Origin of the sequence: Escherichia sp. E4702 (assembly GCF_963883545.1) — a bacterium.
Taxonomy (GTDB): Bacteria; Pseudomonadota; Gammaproteobacteria; order Enterobacterales; family Enterobacteriaceae; genus Escherichia.
Map to the genome: position 1 here is coordinate 1 of NZ_CAWORF010000044.1, position 18,036 is coordinate 18,036.

16 protein-coding genes and 2 pseudogenes are annotated in these 18,036 nt (G+C 41.3%); 16 read left to right on the plus strand and 2 right to left on the minus strand.

Annotated features, from left to right (window positions below; translation table 11 throughout):
• From AACU94_RS24335 to AACU94_RS24395, 13 genes and pseudogenes are all read left to right on the plus strand, one after another.
• Nucleotides 1-1,011 (plus strand): annotated as a pseudogene (locus AACU94_RS24335) (conjugal transfer protein); the annotation flags it as partial.
• A gap of 130 nt (nucleotides 1,012-1,141) precedes the next feature.
• Nucleotides 1,142-1,879 (plus strand): virB8 family protein, encoded by a 738-nt coding sequence (locus AACU94_RS24340; RefSeq protein WP_000364523.1) that lies wholly within the window; start codon nucleotides 1,142-1,144, stop codon nucleotides 1,877-1,879.
• The gene (locus AACU94_RS24345; protein WP_135488418.1) at nucleotides 1,876-2,655 is read left to right on the plus strand and encodes a TrbG/VirB9 family P-type conjugative transfer protein; all 780 of its coding nucleotides are present in this window, start codon (nucleotides 1,876-1,878) and stop codon (nucleotides 2,653-2,655) included. Before AACU94_RS24340 ends, AACU94_RS24345 begins: the two co-directional genes overlap by 4 nt.
• Nucleotides 2,645-3,787, plus strand: coding sequence for a TrbI/VirB10 family protein (locus AACU94_RS24350; RefSeq protein ID WP_135488419.1), 1,143 nt, complete (start codon nucleotides 2,645-2,647; stop codon nucleotides 3,785-3,787). The genes AACU94_RS24345 and AACU94_RS24350 overlap by 11 nt, the downstream gene beginning before the upstream one ends.
• Nucleotides 3,787-4,806, plus strand: coding sequence for a P-type DNA transfer ATPase VirB11 (gene virB11 / locus AACU94_RS24355; protein ID WP_001287983.1), 1,020 nt, complete (start codon nucleotides 3,787-3,789; stop codon nucleotides 4,804-4,806). The genes AACU94_RS24350 and virB11 overlap by 1 nt, the downstream gene beginning before the upstream one ends.
• A 50-nt stretch (nucleotides 4,807-4,856) precedes the next feature.
• On the plus strand, nucleotides 4,857-6,824 hold the full coding sequence (locus AACU94_RS24360) for a type IV secretory system conjugative DNA transfer family protein (RefSeq protein WP_135488420.1): 1,968 nt from the start codon (nucleotides 4,857-4,859) through the stop codon (nucleotides 6,822-6,824).
• Between the two features lie 15 nt (nucleotides 6,825-6,839).
• Nucleotides 6,840-7,145 (plus strand): TrbM/KikA/MpfK family conjugal transfer protein, encoded by a 306-nt coding sequence (locus AACU94_RS24365; RefSeq protein ID WP_001223992.1) that lies wholly within the window; start codon nucleotides 6,840-6,842, stop codon nucleotides 7,143-7,145.
• Between the two features lie 627 nt (nucleotides 7,146-7,772).
• On the plus strand, nucleotides 7,773-8,525 hold the full coding sequence (locus tag AACU94_RS24370; protein WP_135488422.1) for a hypothetical protein: 753 nt from the start codon (nucleotides 7,773-7,775) through the stop codon (nucleotides 8,523-8,525).
• Between the two features lie 363 nt (nucleotides 8,526-8,888).
• Entirely contained in the window at nucleotides 8,889-9,476 is a 588-nt protein-coding gene (locus tag AACU94_RS24375) for a DUF6012 family protein (RefSeq protein ID WP_135488424.1), read from the plus strand.
• A gap of 11 nt (nucleotides 9,477-9,487) precedes the next feature.
• Nucleotides 9,488-11,644 (plus strand): type IA DNA topoisomerase, encoded by a 2,157-nt coding sequence (locus tag AACU94_RS24380; RefSeq protein ID WP_135488425.1) that lies wholly within the window; start codon nucleotides 9,488-9,490, stop codon nucleotides 11,642-11,644.
• Nucleotides 11,645-11,773: 129 nt separating this feature from the next.
• Entirely contained in the window at nucleotides 11,774-12,142 is a 369-nt protein-coding gene (locus AACU94_RS24385) for a hypothetical protein (RefSeq protein ID WP_135488426.1), read from the plus strand.
• Between the two features lie 438 nt (nucleotides 12,143-12,580).
• A complete protein-coding gene (gene dqlB / locus AACU94_RS24390) occupies nucleotides 12,581-12,676 on the plus strand; it encodes a DinQ-like type I toxin DqlB (protein ID WP_000609147.1) in 96 nt (31 codons plus the stop codon).
• Nucleotides 12,677-12,883: 207 nt separating this feature from the next.
• Nucleotides 12,884-13,165: a hypothetical protein gene (locus AACU94_RS24395; RefSeq protein ID WP_052989983.1), complete on the plus strand. Its 282-nt coding sequence runs from the start codon at nucleotides 12,884-12,886 to the stop codon at nucleotides 13,163-13,165.
• Between the two features lie 179 nt (nucleotides 13,166-13,344).
• Here AACU94_RS24395 and AACU94_RS24400 read toward each other — a convergent pair whose 3' ends face one another.
• Nucleotides 13,345-14,136 carry a PD-(D/E)XK nuclease domain-containing protein gene (locus tag AACU94_RS24400; protein ID WP_000163252.1) on the minus strand — a complete coding sequence of 264 codons (792 nt, stop codon included), beginning with the start codon at nucleotides 14,134-14,136 and terminating at the stop codon, nucleotides 13,345-13,347.
• 365 nt (nucleotides 14,137-14,501) lie between these two features.
• On the opposite strand from AACU94_RS24400, the gene AACU94_RS24405 reads away from it, so the two are divergent.
• The 3 genes from AACU94_RS24405 (at nucleotide 14,502) to AACU94_RS24415 (ending at nucleotide 17,100) form a co-directional block, all read left to right on the plus strand.
• Nucleotides 14,502-15,317 carry a tyrosine-type recombinase/integrase gene (locus AACU94_RS24405; protein ID WP_112030422.1) on the plus strand — a complete coding sequence of 272 codons (816 nt, stop codon included), beginning with the start codon at nucleotides 14,502-14,504 and terminating at the stop codon, nucleotides 15,315-15,317.
• A gap of 114 nt (nucleotides 15,318-15,431) precedes the next feature.
• A complete protein-coding gene (locus AACU94_RS24410; protein WP_000516225.1) occupies nucleotides 15,432-16,091 on the plus strand; it encodes a nucleotide-binding protein in 660 nt (219 codons plus the stop codon).
• A gap of 706 nt (nucleotides 16,092-16,797) precedes the next feature.
• Nucleotides 16,798-17,100, plus strand: coding sequence for a hypothetical protein (locus tag AACU94_RS24415; RefSeq protein ID WP_001096504.1), 303 nt, complete (start codon nucleotides 16,798-16,800; stop codon nucleotides 17,098-17,100).
• 77 nt (nucleotides 17,101-17,177) lie between these two features.
• Here AACU94_RS24415 and AACU94_RS24420 read toward each other — a convergent pair.
• Nucleotides 17,178-18,036, minus strand: a pseudogene (locus tag AACU94_RS24420) (LPD7 domain-containing protein); the annotation flags it as partial.

The following is an 18,036-nucleotide window of genomic DNA, read 5'->3' on the forward strand; positions in this document are numbered from 1 at the left end:
TTCGTTATTGACTATAACCGCTCTACAGAATTATTTGTTCGTGCGTATGGTGGTAGTTATTTTGCTCTACAGGAAGGTGTTTTTACTGGTCTTAATCCGTGGCAGCTTGCGGAAGATGAATCATCACCAATCTGGAAGCGTTTGTTAGCGTTTCTGAAATCGCTTGCAAAGGCATTTGTTCGGGACAACATGGGGAACCCCTGTTCTGACCAACAGGCAATAGAAATGGATGCGGCAGTAGAGAGTCTTATGACTATGCCTGTCCAGTTGCGCCGAACGTCAGCATTGCTCCAGATAGTTAACGATAGTGAACTGCGTATCAGACTTGCTAAATGGTGTAAAAATGGAGCGTATTCCTGGGCAACAGATTCGCCAGAGAACACTTTTAATCCGATGGATTATAAAAAGGTAGGTTTTGACACAACCGTTATCCTTGAAAAGGTAAATGGTGAAACGCATCCGGCGTGCGAACCTCTGCTGGCGATTTTATTTTTCTATAAAACGCTTATGCAACGTGACGGAAAGCTAATGCTTACTATTGTCGAGGAGTTCTGGATGCCTGCGAACTTCCCTCTGACTCAGGATATGATCAAATCTGCGTTAAAAGCTGGACGTCTGAAAAATGAAATGATGTGGCTAACGAGTCAGTCGCCAGAGGATGCGGTTAACTGTGCAATTTTTGCGGCTCTTGTTCAGCAAACAGCCACAAAGATTTTGTTGCCTAATCCAGATGCTGAATTTGATGGTTATAAAAAAATTGGTCTTGTTGAAAAAGAATTTAAGAAATTAAAATCTTTATCAAAAGAATCCAGAACGATGTTAATAAAACAGTCTGGATCATCGGCATTTGCAAAAATGGATTTGTACGGTTTTGATGACTTTCTTCCTGTTATATCAGGAACGACGGAAGGGATTGTTCTGTGTGAACAAGTAAGGGAAGAACTTGGTACAGATGAACCCGATATCTGGATTCCTGAATTTATTAAACGTATTAAGGAGCAAAAGAAATGAGAGCAACTATTGCACTCTTATTAATCTGTTTTCTTTCTTCTTGTTCATCACCGCCTCAACCTAAACAAGCGGAGGGCGGATGGTATGAATTGAATACAACAATTCAGGATGTGAAAGCGAGGACGATGTAATGGATTTAAAAAATAAATATTTTGGTAAGACAAAAGAAGAAGCAGCTAAGAAAAAAATTGATATAAAGAAAGAAAACAAGCAAATTTTCGATGCTGTCAAGCAGTTTGAGCGTAATGAAATAGCAACTGTCCAGGGTAAAGCCAAGTTTATTACGCGAATTGCTGTTGTGCTGTTGATTTCCAATATTGCTCTTGCAGCAGCCATCGCTTTTTTGTCTCCGTTAAAGACTGCTGTTCCTTTTGTTATTCGTGTGGATAACAATACGGGCTATACAGATATTGCACCGCAATTATCAGGAGCAAAGCAAACCTATCAGGAAGCGGAAACAAAATATAATCTTGCGAAGTTTGTTATTAACTATGAGTCATACGACTGGCAGACTATCCAGGAAATGCTGGATACGGTAAATGTCATGTCTAATAACAAAGTGTTCTCACAGTACAATACAGCTATTCGTGCAGATAACTCGCCGCTGAATGTACTGAAAGACAGTTATAAGATTAAAACGAAAATTAAGTCCGTCACTTTACTGAAGCCTGATGTTGCGCAGGTCAGATTCTCAAAAATGATTCTGGACTCTTCCGGCTCTTTGGCTCCCGAATACAGAGTTACAGACTGGATTGCAACGGTCGCTTTTGATTTTAATAAAGATGTTAAGACGGAAGAACAACGGCTTATTAATCCTCTCGGATTTGAAGCTGTCAGCTATCGTGTAGACGCGGAGGCTATTAAATGATTAAAAAGTCGGGTCTTATCGGTTGCTTATCTTTACTGGCTGTTTGTGCACCTCCGGCAACAATTGCGGCAACATATGGTCAGGGGTCAGCATTTGACTCCAGGATTCAGAGTGTTGTTTTTAATGAAAACGATGTTGTTAATGTCAGAGTAAAGAAAGGTGCTGTTTCGGTAGTTCAAATCGCCAAAGATGAAACGATTAAAGATGTTGGCCTGGGTGATCCTGCTGCATGGAAGGTGTCCGTTCGTGAACATACAGTCTTCTTTCGTCCGGCAGTAGAAGACAATCCAAGCACGAACGTTACTATTGTAACGGATAAACACACGTACTCATTGTACCTTACGGAAGTGTCCAGTAATCCGACATACGTTTTGCGATATGACTATCCTAAACCTGTAACAGCCAAAGTATTTACGGAGAAAAAATATCCCTGCACTGATGGTGGTGTAATTAATGGACACTATCAATTAAAGGGGAGTAAGAGCATTTTCCCTTACCAGGTCTGGGACGATGGTACTTTTACCTGTATGCGCTGGAACAGTAAACAGGATTTACCCGTGCCTTATCGTGTTGATGCTGATGGCAATGAAAACCTTGTTAATAAGCATATGGAAAATAACACAATGGTATTACATGAAGTGTCTGATAATTTCCGCCTGAGAATAGGCGATCAAGTTGTTGATGTAAGAACATCTTCGACGGTTCCTAAAATGTGGAATAAAAAAGGTACTACAAATGGAAAGGTGAGGGTGGAGAAATTTAATTATGAAAAATGAAAGCCGCAGCAATAATGATGTGGGTAATCGTGGTGTTATCGAGGTTAAATCAAAGAAATCCTCCAAGAAGATATTTATCTTGCTGGCAAGTATCTTTGGTATTTTTGTTGTCGCTGCCATGATTATTAAAATGCTTCCCTCGAAGGAGGTGGAGCAAATTGGCCTTGAACCAAAAAACGAGACGTTAATATCTAATTCTCAGGATGGGGCAAGCCTTAATTCTGTGATGAAAACAATCATGCAGAATAAGCAGCGTGAGGAAACTGAACGCAAGCAACGGGAAGAACAGGCAGAAAAAGAAAAGAAACAAAAAACAGAAATAAATTCTGATAATGATAGCACTATGCAAGCAATGGCGATGCAGGGGCAATCCAGCAGCCATTCTTCATCGCAGTCTGGCAATGGACAGGAGAAAGAAAGGCCACTGACTAAGGCTGAACGTCAGATTACAGGAGATACTCTGGTTAAAATTGAAACCAGAAATGAGGATAAACGTTCGGAAAAAGAGAAGGATTCTCTGCAAGGGGAAACTTATGCTGATGGTACAGTGAGTTTTGCCAGTAACAGACGTTTTTTGCTGGCTGCGGGTACTTCGCTTTCATGCGTTTTACAAACAAAAATAGTTACGTCCTACCCTGGAATAACGTTGTGTCAACTGACTAAAGATCTCTATTCAGATAATGGTGAAACATTACTGGCTCGCCGTGGCGCTATGCTGATGGGAGAGCAGAATAAAGTAATGACGCAAGGAGTGGCTCGTGTATTTGTTAACTGGACTAATTTAAAAGATGGCAATGTTAACGTAAAAATTGGTGCTCTTGGCACTGATGGACTTGGTGCATCTGGCCTGCCAGCCTGGATTGATAATCATATATTCCAGAGATATTCAGGTGCGATTATGTTGTCATTGCTTGGTGATGGTATGGATATTCTGAAAAACACCACACAAAAATCGGGGAATAACAGCAATATTACCTATGATAATACATCTGATACGGCGCAGGAGTTGGCTAAAACAACACTTGAGAACACGATCAATATTCCTCCAACTGCATATATTAATCAGGGAACTGTTTTATCAGTGATTGTTCCGAGGAATATTGACTTTTCTGAGGTTTACGGAGTGCAGTAATGAGTGAAGAACATATTATCGCTCGTCAATTTCTGGTGCAAACAGGGATTCAGGAATTACTGGATATGGATGATGTTACCGAAATCGCCGTAAATCAGCCTGGCAGGATATGGTTTGAAGGTCGTGATGGTTGGTGCTTTCGTGATACAGATAAGGTCAGTTATAAGGCATTAATGGGGCTGGCCTATGCGCTGTGTAACATAAGTGGGCTGGAAGATGCCCTGAAACCACATAACCCGATTGCGTCGGTTGTTCTTCCTGGTGGTGAACGTGGCCAGATTATCGTTCCTCCTGCAACCGAGGATAATTGTGTTGTTCTCTCAATTCGTAAACCATCACTAACGCGTTTTTCACTTGATGATTACGTTAATTCAGGGCGTTTTGACCGAGTTAAAATTGCTAAAAAACACACAGCAGTGTTAACTGAGCGGCAGAAATATTTATTCGAGTTATCGCGTAAGGGTGATGCCGCAAGTATTGCTAAATTTATTCGTGAGGCGGTCAATGATCGCCTGAATTTCCTGATTGTTGGTGGTACTGGTTCCGGCAAAACAACAGTAGGTAAAGCCATTGCGGATTTGTTTCCTCCTGAACGGCGCTATGCAACAATTGAAGATGTCCACGAGATGACGCTCCCGAATCATCCAAACCATATTCACCTGTTTTATAAAAAGGGAATTGTGGATGCCAAGTCGATTATTGAAGCCTGTATGCGCCTTAAACCAGATCATATCTTTCTGGCTGAGTTAAGGGGGGATGAAGCATGGAGTTATCTTGAAGCTCTTAACACAGGGCATGAAGGCTCAATAAGTACGATCCATGCTAACAATACTTATGCGTCGTTCTCGCGGCTGGCGAGCATTGTTAAACAATCATCTGTTGGTATGACAGTTGATATGGATTTGATTATGAGAACGATTAAGACATCTATAGATGTCATATTATTTTTTAACCATACATATATGACGGAACTATATTACGACCCCGAAGAAAAAAATCGTCTACTTAGCACAATGTAAATTACTTCTGGTGATTAAATATTATACATGCTTTACATGTAGGGGTATCTATGAAGAAAAAAATCATATTAGTGGTTTTTTTGTTGCTTATTCTCGTTGTTTGTCTTATTGGCGGTAATTATCTTGGGGGATATGCAGCATTAAAATATTCAGGATTGAGTGTTGACATGTTGCAATGGAATACATTTAATAATGTCATTACACAATTTAGCGGAAAACCTGAATATAAAAAATTGGTCGCGATTACATGGGCTGGATTTGCTGCACCATGTGCAATATTTATTGGTTTTGTTGTTATTGTCATAGTCGGACTGATGCCAAAAAAAGTTATTTATGGCAATGCTCGTCTTGCTACTGATATGGACCTGGCTAAATCAACCTTTTTCCCAACAGATAAAGAGTTGAAAGAAGCAAGATTAAAGAACAGTAAACCATACTGCTTTCCACCTATTCTTATTGGTAAACAGTTTAAAGGAAGGTTTAAAAACAAATATATATATTTCTTCGGGCAACAGTTTTTAATCCTTTATGCTCCTACGCGTTCTGGTAAAGGTGTTGGTATTGTTATACCTAACTGTGTGAATTACCCGGATTCGATGGTTGTTCTTGATATAAAACTTGAAAACTGGTTTTTGTCTGCCGGATACAGACAGAATGTGTTAGGGCAGGAATGTTTTCTGTTTGCCCCTGCGGGGTATGCAGAAAACCAGCAGGAGGCGAAAAAAGGTAATATCAGATCACACCGCTGGAATCCTCTGGACTGCGTTAATCGTTCTGATATTCAGCGTTCTGGAGATTTGGAAAAAATTGCCGCTATGTTGATTCCGGCAAGTGATGATCCTATTTGGTCTGATTCTGCACGGAAGCTCTTTTGTGGGCTTGCTTTATATCTTCTGGATAAGGAACGATTCCATCTTCAGCAAAAGAAAAAGGGTGTTGCTGATGTACCTGATGTTCTTGTGTCCATGTCGGCTATTATGAAACTCTCTGTCCCTGAAAGTGGTCAGAGACTATCAGCCTGGATGGGTACGGAAATAGATCAGAAAGAATACCTGAGTGATGAAACAAAGAGTCTGTTTCGTGAATTTATGGCAGCGCCGGAGAAGACACAAGGAAGTATTATTACCAACTTCTCGTCTCCATTGAGTATTTTTAAGAACCCAATCACAGCAGCAGCTACTGATGCAAGTGATTTTGATGTGCGAATGGTCAGGAAAAAGCCTATGTCGATATATCTTGGGCTGACTCCTGATGCATTAATTACTCACTCACGGCTTGTGAATCTGTTTTTCTCTATGCTAGTGAATGAGAATACAAAGGAGCTTCCAGAACAGAATCCTGAGTTGAAATATCAGTGTCTTGTCCTTCTTGATGAATTTACATCAATGGGTAAGTCTGAAATTATTGAAAAAGGTGTTGGCTTTACCGCTGGTTTTAACCTGCGATTCGTTATTATTTTGCAGAACGAAGGGCAGGGTAAAAAAGATGATATGTATGGCACTCACGGTTGGGAAACTTTCGTTGAAAACTCGGCTGTAGTTCTTTATTACCCGCCAAAGGCTAAAAATGAACTGGCGAAAAAGATCTCTGAGGAAATTGGAGTCAGGGATATGAAAATTATCAAGAAATCTGACTCACGGAGTGGTGGCAAAGGTGGTAGTTCTCGTTCCCGAAATCATGAAATAGTCAGCCGTGCTGTATTACTGCCAGAAGAGATTGTCGAGCTTCGGGATTATAAAAATAAAATGGGTAATATGGCTGTTCGTGAAATCGTAATGAGTGAATACACTCGCCCATTTGTAGCTAACAAAATAATCTGGTTTGAAGAGGAGGAGTTTAAAAAACGAGTAGATATAGCTAAAGAAAATCCGGTAGAAATGCCTGTATTGTTCGATGAAGAAATGAGAAATCAGATTCTGGAACAGGCAAAAATATATTCAGATGATATTAGTATGTTTTCTGATGTTATGACTAAACCAGATCTTGAGACACACGATCTGGAGGATGTTTCTGAATAATATCTGGTGAACTATATGAGAAAAGCTAAAGCGATATTTACCGCCATCGTATTTTCATTGGGGGCGGGTAGTATTCCTGCTTATGCTTCTGATCCTTGCGCTTCGGTGCTTTGCCTGTATGGAAAAGCTGTCGGGCAAGGAGGTGGAAGTGAGTGCAGAAGTGCTGAAAAGGACTTTTTTAATATTCTGAAAAAGAAAAAAGGAAGCATTCGCTGGAGTAAAACATTTGATGCCCGCAAGGCATTTTTGAATCAGTGCTCAACGGCTGATCCGGCTGCTATCTCAAAAATTATGAGTAAGTTCGGACGCGTTAAGGGCTGATTAAAACCTGATTGCTATCCTTCAATGAATCCTATTTGTTGGTCAGAAGGTTGTAAGTAATTATCAATGATAACCTCGCAGATTCCAGGTTTTAATCTGGGATTTGCGGGGTTGAACAACCGAAGGGTGTTAGTATTTAAAAGAGGTGAGCGTATGAACAAAATCCGGTTTATAACTCCGTCATTCCGACTTGTAACTCTGACATCTGACATTAACAATATTAAAGAAATTTATTCTGATGATGATTTAACCAGTTTTCTGAAACTTGTTAATCAGAATTGCCCGACCAGAATTATGTTGCGTAGCGTTGGGAAGAGGAAAGATTCTGTTGAAGGAATATTAGAGGATAAAGATATCTGAAATGCATTCTTCTTTTGGTTTACCATATCCGGCTGGTCACTGGATGTATTCGTTATACGATTTACTCGACAATTCAGTGTTCGTGGTTTGTTTCTTTGCCTTCTGGGGGGCAACGGTTTATCTCTTATTAGGAGTTATATACAGAAAATTTAATATATCTGAAACAGTTGAGATAGTTATCATTTTTTTATTATGGCTACTAATGATTCTGTCTTTTTATCTTTGTGCAATATTAAAGGCTTCTCTTTAAATCAGAGGATAAAAACAATGATGACAAAACATGATAAAGAACGATTCAATAAAAGAATCGGTGGTGAAGTTCAGATTAGTGCTGATATCCGTGTCAATGACTTAATGACAGAAGGTGCAGCTTACGTCACTGTAACGGAATCATCCCTGTATGAGCGAGTTTGCCAGTATGCCTTGCAACATGGTGAAGATTTACAGGGGATGTTTAAGGATGAAAAATATGAATATATATCCTGTTTTGTTCGTGATGTAGCTGCATTCAGAAGTAATTTTGAAAGCGAAGAGCTTTTAAAGCCTCTGTTTAACCATGATAAAGGTGATACTGTTGAGTTTGTTATCAGCGTTCCTGAAAAAAGAGTCGAGGATTACGGTGATATAGTCAGAAAAGAGTTCGTAGATATAATTCAGAAGCATGTAATAACCATTAATAATAAGCTCTGGAAGAAATTCGTAAAACAAGCCATGACGGGGACAACTTTATATATTGGTTTTGATATTAATACAGGTGCAATGGTGGACCCTGAAGATGAACGTGACACCATATTAAAATCATCACGTCAGGAGTTTGTTAGAACAACGACTTTCGATTCATTTCAGCCCTATTTCTATGTTGAGCATTTATATGCTGGCGCAAAAGAAATAGGCAATATCAATGGTTTTAATGTCTGGTTCAATGAAAGAGGATTTTATTTTTACTGGAATGAAGAAACGGAATTCCTGATTGAGACTTGGTTGACGTTCCCTGCATATCCTTATGGTTGGTTTAAATGAATCTGTAGAGACGTTTGGAAGGGGAAAGATTCTGTTGAAGAAATACTGGAGGATAAAGACAATGTGGTTTATGGGTTGATACACCGAGGGAATGGCGACATAAGCATTAAGGAGGCAAAAATGAATGATTGGCTCTATTCTTTACATGATTTAATCACAAATCCTGTATTTATGCTGTCTTTTGCAGTTTTTTGGGTGTCTACGGGAACACTTTTAATCAGAACTGCATTCAGAAAAATTAACATATCTGAAATATGCATACTTTTTTTATTATTGATGCTAATAATTCTGTCTTTATGTATTTTTGTAACATTAAAAGTTTCTTTTAACTAAAATCAGCCACTATAGATAAAGGAAATAGATATGTATCTGCATATTGTCCCCAAACTTTTTCACCGCATGGCTAATAAATGTAGCCTTAAAACCATTTCCATACCTGAACTTGATTTTATAATTGATAGTGAATCATTGTCTGTGGGCAGGCCGTGGCCTAATAAATGTTTATGGGTTGGAATGCTTAAAGGAAGAAAGTCAGTTAATGGCCTTGTTTTGCAAACAGATAAAAAATTAAGATGGTTTACTACTATATACACCTGGGATATTGAAGATATGGGATTAATATATCATCGGGTCAATACCTATATAGAAGATGATGATTTTGATATGGTATCACAGGAAATTCTCTTAAATGGTTCTTTTGATAAGTGGAGTGACAGGGTGCATTCAGCTTATGAAAATAATCCTCCAGCCAGAATTCAGCCAAAAATGGAATCTTTATTAAATAAACCTGGTGAAAACAGCCATGATATGTGGGAAGAGTTCGAATGGGGAGACTTCCTTCTATCCAGAGAGGAAAGTCTTTTACTTCACACTATTCAGTCTGAACGATTAAAAACGGACTTCTCTTTATTCAAAAAACAACCATCTATTAAAAGTGCATTAGTTATTTAAAGGATAATAAAATGAGACTTTTTATTGCAGAAAAACCCGCAGTAGCGAATGATATTGTTAAGGCGCTTGGTGGTAATTTTACTCGCCATGATGGCTGGTTTGAAAGTGATAACGCAATTGTGACTAACTGTTTTGGTCATATTATCGAATCACAGCCACCGGAAAACTATAATCCTGAATATAAAGTCTGGAAAGTTGAAACGCTTCCTTTACGTCTTTATCCCGTGAAGTATCAGCCTGTCGAAAGTGCCGCAAAACAGGTTAAAACGATTCTCGAACTTATCAGCCGTGGAGACGTGACTGAAATTGTTCACGCTGGCGATCCTGATGATGAGGGACAGCTACTGGTTGATGAAGTCCTGGAATATGCAGGCAACACAAAACCCGTAAAGCGCGTTCTGATTAACGACAACACGCTTCCGGCAGTGAAAAAGGCACTGGCAAATCTTAAAGACAATCGTGATTTCAAAGGACTTTACCTTAAGGCGCTGGCGCGTTCAGTTGCCGATGCCGTCTATGGCTTCTCTATGACACGTGCGTACACCATTCCGGCAAAAGCCAGAGGATATCAGGGCGTTCTGTCTGTCGGGCGCGTCCAGACTCCCGTTCTTGGCCTCATTGTGAATCGTACCCGTGCTAACCAGAACCATAAATCCAGTTTTTACTACACCATGACCGGAGTCTTTCAGCGTGGTGCTGATGTTCTCAGTGCAAACTGGAAACCAGGGGAATTTGCTCCGCTGACAGATCGTAAATTGCTTGATAAGGCATGGGCAAACGGAACGGCGGCATCTCTTGCGGGAAAACCAGCCACCGTTGAAGCGGCAGCAACTGATGATAAAAAAACAGCCGCACCGTTGCCATTTAACCTGGTCAGGCTCCAGCAATACATGAACAAAAAGTTCAAAATGACAGCGCAAAAAACGCTGGATGTTACGCAACAACTACGCGAAAAATACAAAGCGATCACTTATAACCGCTCTGATTGTTCATATCTTTCTGATGAACAATTCAGCGAAGCGCCACAGGTTATCGATGCCCTGAAATCAGTATTTCCTCAGTCGCTGGATATTGATTCCGCACGTAAAAGCAAGGCGTTTAACAGTGCAAAGGTGACTGCGCATACTGCGATAATCCCGACAGCCAGTGTGCCTGATGTTAACGCACTCAGCACCGACGAGCGCAATGTTTACCTTGCGATCGCACAACACTATCTTGTTCAGTTCATGCCTGAAAAAGCATATCAGGAAGTATCGGTTGCCATTCAGTGTGGTGATGAGTCGTTCTATGCTCGTGCCAGAAAAACAACTGACAGCGGATTTGAGGCATTTCTTGGTGCGGAAACCACAGATGAAGGTGAATCAGAAGATAACGATGATTCCGCTTTTGAACTGCTCTGTAAAATTCGCACAGGAGAAACACTGACGACAAAAGAAGTTGTAGTTAATGAGAAGAAAACGACACCGCCGCCATTATTTACTGAAGCCTCCTTGCTTGCTGCGCTTGTTCGTGTCGCGGATTTTGTCACTGACCCAACGATTAAAAAATTGTTGAAGGATAAAGATAAAGACAAAAAAGATGAACATGGCGGCATTGGTACGCCAGCTACCCGCGCAGCGATTCTGGAAACGTTGAAGAAGAGAAATTATATCACGCTGGAAAAAGGAAAACTCATTCCGACAGATACCGGATATGCGCTTATTGATGCTCTGCCGGATATAGCTGTTAATCCAGATATGACAGCATTATGGGCTGAAAAACAGGCTGCTATTGAAAATGGTGATCTGACGGTTGAAGAGTTTATTAATGAGCTTTACAGCGAACTGAGTGGCATGATTACAGATGTTGACCTGGGCGAGATGAAGATTGAAGCAGCAGCGCCAGCAGGCCAATCTCAACGCCTGAATGCTCCCTGCCCTTCCTGTGGTAAGCAGATTGCTATCAGGCCAAAAGGTTATTTCTGTACAGAATGTGAATTTAAAATCTGGAAGAACTTCTCTGGCAAGGCTCTGTCTGACAAGCAAGTAGAAACCTTGCTGACAAAAGGTATTACAGGAGAGTTAAAAGGGTTTGTTAGTTCCAGGACGAATAAAGAATTTTCGGCTAAAGTTAAATTGCTTGATAAAGCAACAGGAAAATTAGGGTTTGAATTTACCTCCAAAAAGTAGCGATAGTTGATTATCCCCTGTTCTCCATATAATATCCAATGGCATGTCTGAAGCATCCGATTAACCAGGGGTGGTTTGTCAGTCTTCAGATTGTGTCATTCGCAATGCAAAAGTTAAGGGAAAAATAGTATGACACGTGTTGATAAACTTATAAACGATCTCTTATCAATTCTTCCAACTAATGAAAGTAAAATTGCAAGTTTTCTTAGTGATTATGATATTGAAGATCAATGCGCTCTGATTTCTGCATTATATATTGGAAGGGATCATATAGATTGTTATAATTTTACAGAAGGACGTGATATGCCGTATTTCACTCTGGGTGATCAATACAATGGCTATCACCGTTTTTTCGCAACTGGTAAATCGCCAAACTGGATGATTGAGCCTACTGATTTTGCCAGAATTATTTTTGAGAAACGGAATAATCTGAGTCAATACTTTACAGCCTTTATTCGTTGTTCTGAGGGGAGTGGTTATAATATTGCTGATTTTTAAACACCCTGAGTAACTCTAATCTGGCAGCGTTAAGTGATACAAAAAAGCCCGACTGGTAATCGGGCTTTTTTGTGTTTTCCGGTCTTGGGTTGGTGGCTCTGACCGGAGGAAGTTACTCTACACCTAACGCTTACATTTTATTCACTATGGTGCTGTAAAGCAACTAAATGTGGTTAAGGAACCACATTTAGTGGTGTAACGGGGATTTTGTGTAGCGTATAATCAGTCAGTTAGTCATGTAGTTGGCTTGCAATCCTGCCTTCCCGTATCTGCGGGTATGAACGATTTTAAAGTCCTGGCTGGATAAACAGGTGGTGCTGTATTCGGTGCTCTGGCAGGGAGGAGGTCACTCTACACCTAACAATGCGAGAGAGCCGTTGTGACAGGCAGTGTATGAGTAAGCAACGGTGATTTCCTCCAGTTTTACTGGAGAAACGGATGATTAATCTGTTAATCATCGTTCTCAGGGCTGTGGTCGCCGTTGCAAACGCGCTGATTGCAATTCTGGAACTGATTCGCCAGTTCATCGACTGATGACAGCGGAAACGTAACTAAGGGCAGGAAGTGAACCTCTTCCTGCCCTTTAACGTACAGTGATATTTTTCAAATCTTCTCCTCGGCATAAATGCCATAGCAACTGAGGCCGCGTAAGCGGCCTTTTTTAATTCTACTGGCTGGCTGTGGTCTAGCTTGATATTATTGGATGAAGAATACGGAATAAAAAGCAGCAAGGAATATTATATGAGTCAGCACTGGTTTGAGGTAAAAAGCAATGAAGGAATTGTTGAAGTTATGCTTGGCTGGGACGCTCCGCTCCAGTGGTACCACATGTGCATAGATTTCAGTATTCATTCATCCGAAGATCCCCTTTACACCAATCTTGCAGAACCTGATCCTTACTCAGTAACTCTCGAATACTTACAGTCTGTTTTGGAACGCTTTGAAATCACAGATATTGAGATCAAACCAGGAACAACTGGACTATACGAAGAGTTATTAAAAGACAAACAATTAAATCGATGAAAATATTTTTATGCTCAGAAATTTTCACTAGAGGACTTGCGCGACCTGGTGCAAAGATGCTGGCATAACCTGACATCGATTTGCCGCTTGCGGTTGCAGAACTGCTGGCAAAATCTCCCTGTTACGTAATCACCGCGCCACTTTGGACACTCAGGTTATTTTGTCCAGCATAGTGAAAATCAGAATTGAGCTATCACGACTCTAGTCTTTCCTTCGGTATCTTTCCCCTCAAGATCGTCTATCACACCTTTAGGGTTAGTCACCCAACCTTCAGGGTCGTATACAAAGCATACTAGCGTCTCACAGTCAGGATGTGCACGGTAACGGGCCATATCAATGAGCAGTTCCTCTCCAATTTTATTTGCCCCTAGAGAGCGGCGAGTTTTCTTCACTTCAATGACAATCTTCTCTTTCTTCAAAAGAAAATCCTGTCTGGATGATGAACCTGCGAAGCTAGGTGAATTTTCTTCAGGTCTGACATCATCAAAATGCAGCAGCAGAAGAGCATGAACAAGATCCTGTACATCATACTCGTCATTAATCTCAAGCGGCGTTCTGTCATTGTATCGTTGCTTTAATTGACGACAAAAAGCTGGAAATTTATTGAGTATATTTATAATCAAATCCAGTTCTGCATGTTTTGTTGCTATAGTAGATGCCGTGCCGGAGTAAGTTAAATCGTCTCTGGCTGCATCAAAAATAGGTTTGTAATGCCTAACCAATCCCTGATAATTACTAGACCAAGCAATCCTTTGTGTATCATTAAAATCTTTGTAGTAATCAGATTCCTTTCCATAACTGTCTTCAAGTAACTTTTTTGCTCTTGCAATCCAGTTATTACCTCTAGCCGAATCAATATATTCCTGGCTTCTGTGACTGAATGCACTTGTTCCCATATATTTTGTCGACATGACAGAATTGTACTCTTGTTCAAGCACTTCAAATCTTTCAGCTAAGGTCTTCTTCGTCATAGTGCAATCCAAATTATATGCTAATAATATCTGTGAATTTTAATATTCTACCATGTCTGGCTTTCTTCCGTTCACATTGGACATTCAGGTGTTTCTGTCCAGACCTAATTAGTTACAACATACACTAAATTCATTTCCTTTATCTGGTGCTCTGCTCCGGCATACGCGCCCATATCCTGGGTAATTCAGGATAACTTCCAGATTTCGTCCTGCCCTGCCGTTCATATCCGCCTGGACAAAAATGCATTATCGGAAAAAATGTCCAAAAATTTTTTTGGTGATCGGAATTTTTATTGTCGGACGCACCTCTGCTCTAGGTCATAATTGCTGACACATCCAAAAAAACAGGTGCGGAGATTTAAAAATTGAGTCACTTACCCGCCAAAATTTTCCAGATTTCACGTAGCGACGCCTGGAATTTAACCATCTCTCCCGATGCAGCCCGTAATATGCGGGATCTGGCGGCGCAGATTGGCGCAGGAATGCCAAAATATCTGATAGCACCGGAAGTCTCACTGCTTCTCTCCTACATTGATGATCTGAGCATCCGCATGTACTTTGAGACACTCTGGAATACCGGAGCACGACTGAATGAAGCTCTGGCGCTGAAACCTGCTGATTTTATGCTGACTCCGACGCGCCAGTACCCGCAACCCGTGGTGATCCTGAAAACACTCAAGCAACGTATAAAAGAAGCAGAAAGAAGACCAGGACGCCCGACCACCAGGCATCCACCATTACACCCTGATCCGCGATACAGAAAACCACCGGAGCCTGCTGTAAGGCTGGTTCCTGTTCTGGATGCCGGATACGCATTGCGTATGCGGGAATACCTGGCGACCTGGAAAAAGCGGATCAAACATCAGCCAGTGTGGGACATAACATCGAGACAGACACCGCTGAACTGGATAAACACCGCAGTGGCACGGGCAGGGCGTGACGGCGTAACATTTTCGGTTCCGGTCACGCCTCACACGTTTCGCCACAGTTACGCCATGCACCTGACAATGAGTGGCGTTCCTCCGCGCGTCCTGCAATCCCTGCTGGGACACCGTTATGCAAGAAGCACCGAGATTTACACCCGCGTTTTTTCGCTGGACGTCCTTACAGGAAGTGGCCTGTCCTTTACCTGCGATCCACAGCTTGCAAAACAGCTTCTTGGATACCCTGATGTGTCTTAATAATGAGTAATAATACACACCATTAAACTATTGCCAGCACGCAATTGTACGGTTATACTTTCATCACATAAAATTGTGTATTAATACACACCATTTAACCAAGAGGATTTTGTGATGGGAAAAATCATTACAGTTGCAGGGCATAAAGGCGGCATAGGAAAAAGCACTGTGCTTTGTTCCTTATGTGTGTGCGTCATCATAAAAGGGAAAACAGCCTGTTTCCTGGAAACAGACTCACAGGGAAGCATCAAGGATTTCATCGAGGAACGTAAAACTAACGACCGGCTGTCTGAAATACCGTATTTCGAGTGCTACACAGATATTCCGGCAATGGCACGAAAACTGGCTGCCCGCTTTGATTATGTGTTTGTTGATACGCCAGGAATGAAATCTCCGGCCTTCGTTAAGGCACTGAGTTGTGCTGACATTCTGTTCACATTCATTGAGCCAGGAGCAGGCATCGAGATCAACACGCTGGGACGGCTGGTTTTCGACATTAAAACAGCACAGGCCGGAGTCAATCCGTCAATGAAAGCATGGATTGTCCTGAATAAGTGCTCAACCAATCCGTCAGACAGCGAAGCGTCAGAACTGCGCCGACAACTCAATGATGATCCAGACTGGCTTCCGGTTCCCCGCCAGCGTATCTATATGCGTACTGCACATAAAAAAGCCTATAACGGCGGTATGGGTGTGCATGAATACGACGATAAACGGGGAAATAAAGCCCGTGGCGAAATTGAGTTACTGTTAAAAGAAACAGGTATTCTTTGATGTGTATTATTACACACTAAATACAAGGGAGATGTATGCTCACCCATTTTTTGTTTGTACCCAATATCAGCCCCTGGCAGGGATGGCTTTTTCTTACTGTCGCAGTAATAACCATTGCTGCCGGATGTATTTCCATCTACGAAAACAGAACTCACTTCTCATGGACAGATGCGGTTATGGTTCTGATTTATTGTGGTCTGGCAGTTTTTTTAGCTGTTTGCGGTATACGGGCGCTTGGGCTTATCTGAATAACAATAGTGTGTATTGTTACACAATAAATAACAGGAAACATAACATGGTCAGTCTTTTTCTGTTCTTATCACTATTGATACTCCTGATAAGGAGATTCTCCGCCAGGCTAATAATTCCGGCTGTGTGCGTATTTCTGCCTGTGTCATCACTCTGGATGGGATTTACTATGCTCAAACAACATGAATCCCCTTGCCAGAATAGTTCAGGTTGTGTTTTATCACCATTTGCTCAGTTCAGCACCCTGCTCGGATGGCTTTTTATTGCTGTATCAATATTAACCACATGTGCTTGCATATGTTTTCTTCGTAAGAATAAGAAATGCTGGTCATGGCATGATGCACCTATGCTTCTGCTTGCAGGTGGCCTGGCAATTTGCGGCACCTGGATGCTGGAACTTCTAGAGTTGTAAAAAAAGTGTGTATAATTACACACTTTATAGAAAGCAGGATACCTTATGGCAAAGCTCCCCAAGAAAATAGATCAGGAAATTAAGCCTCTGGATTTACGCCAGTTTGTTAGTTCTGCGGCACAAAAACCGGCATCGGCATCCGCAGTAACGCGTATAAATCTGACAATGACAGATGATGATCTCGATACAGCGCAGGAGTTCCAGAACGAGTACGGTGCAAGCCGTGCTGAAGTTATCAGGGCAGCACTGGCTGCGTTACGTATGGTATCAGCAGAAGAACGCCGGATGCTGTTTGATGATATAAGGAAAAACAGTCCGAAGGCCGGAAGACCAACCGTTAATAAATAGTGCACATCATTACACACCATTAAAGGTAATAAACTATACAGATTTAAGCCCACGAATTAATTTCGTGGGCTTTCTTTTTATCGTTCCTGTTCAGATTGCTGCTGATTTTGCTGTTCTGCTTTTTCCTGTACGAACTGTTGTTCAAGACGATCTTCTGCTACTTCGCGAGTGAAATCGTGATGTAACAGTTCGGCCTCAGTCTCCTGACGGTTAAATGCTAATCCCTCAGCTTCAAATTTAGCCTGATAGCGATCAATGGCATCCAGTATCAAACCATCCTGCTCATTGACATCACGACCTTGTGCTTTTTCAAGTTCATGTCGTGGAACAGGTTCCGCTTCTTTAATGGCAAGTTGCTCTCCCATCATCCCTAATTCTTCTCTGGTTACAGATTTAACAATAACTTCCCTTTTATCCAGATCATGAAGCATTGCAGTATTATTTTTATACTCAATAGCTTCAGAAAGCGATTCGAACTTCTTAACAGGCTGGTTGAGTTCATCTTTCGGGAATGAAACAACATATACAGGTGTACGGGTGTATTCCTTGTATGAATCAGCCAGGATTTCGTAGGGTTTATCAAATTCTGCTGTCAGTTTTTCTGGATAAGAGGACAGCTCGCTGGCCGCTATGGTCTTGGAAACAAGCAACGCACCTTCAAATCCATTTCCCAAATGTGGGTTCGCTTCGTATTTCTCGATTGCCATTTTCTTGTCTTCTTCAAAGTAGCTGTAAGCAGCCTCTTTTGAATAGAAAATGACCCCTTCGTTCTGTTCGTGTACGTTTGTATGGCTGACCAGATAAATTTCTTGTTTAGCCTCTTCCGCTGGCGCCTGGTTCTGATGAACATCTGCTTTGCTGATTTCATTATCAACCTGGGTTTGTTGCTGGGATTCCTGTTCAGTCTGCTGCATTGCTTTAGACTCAAGCTCCGCT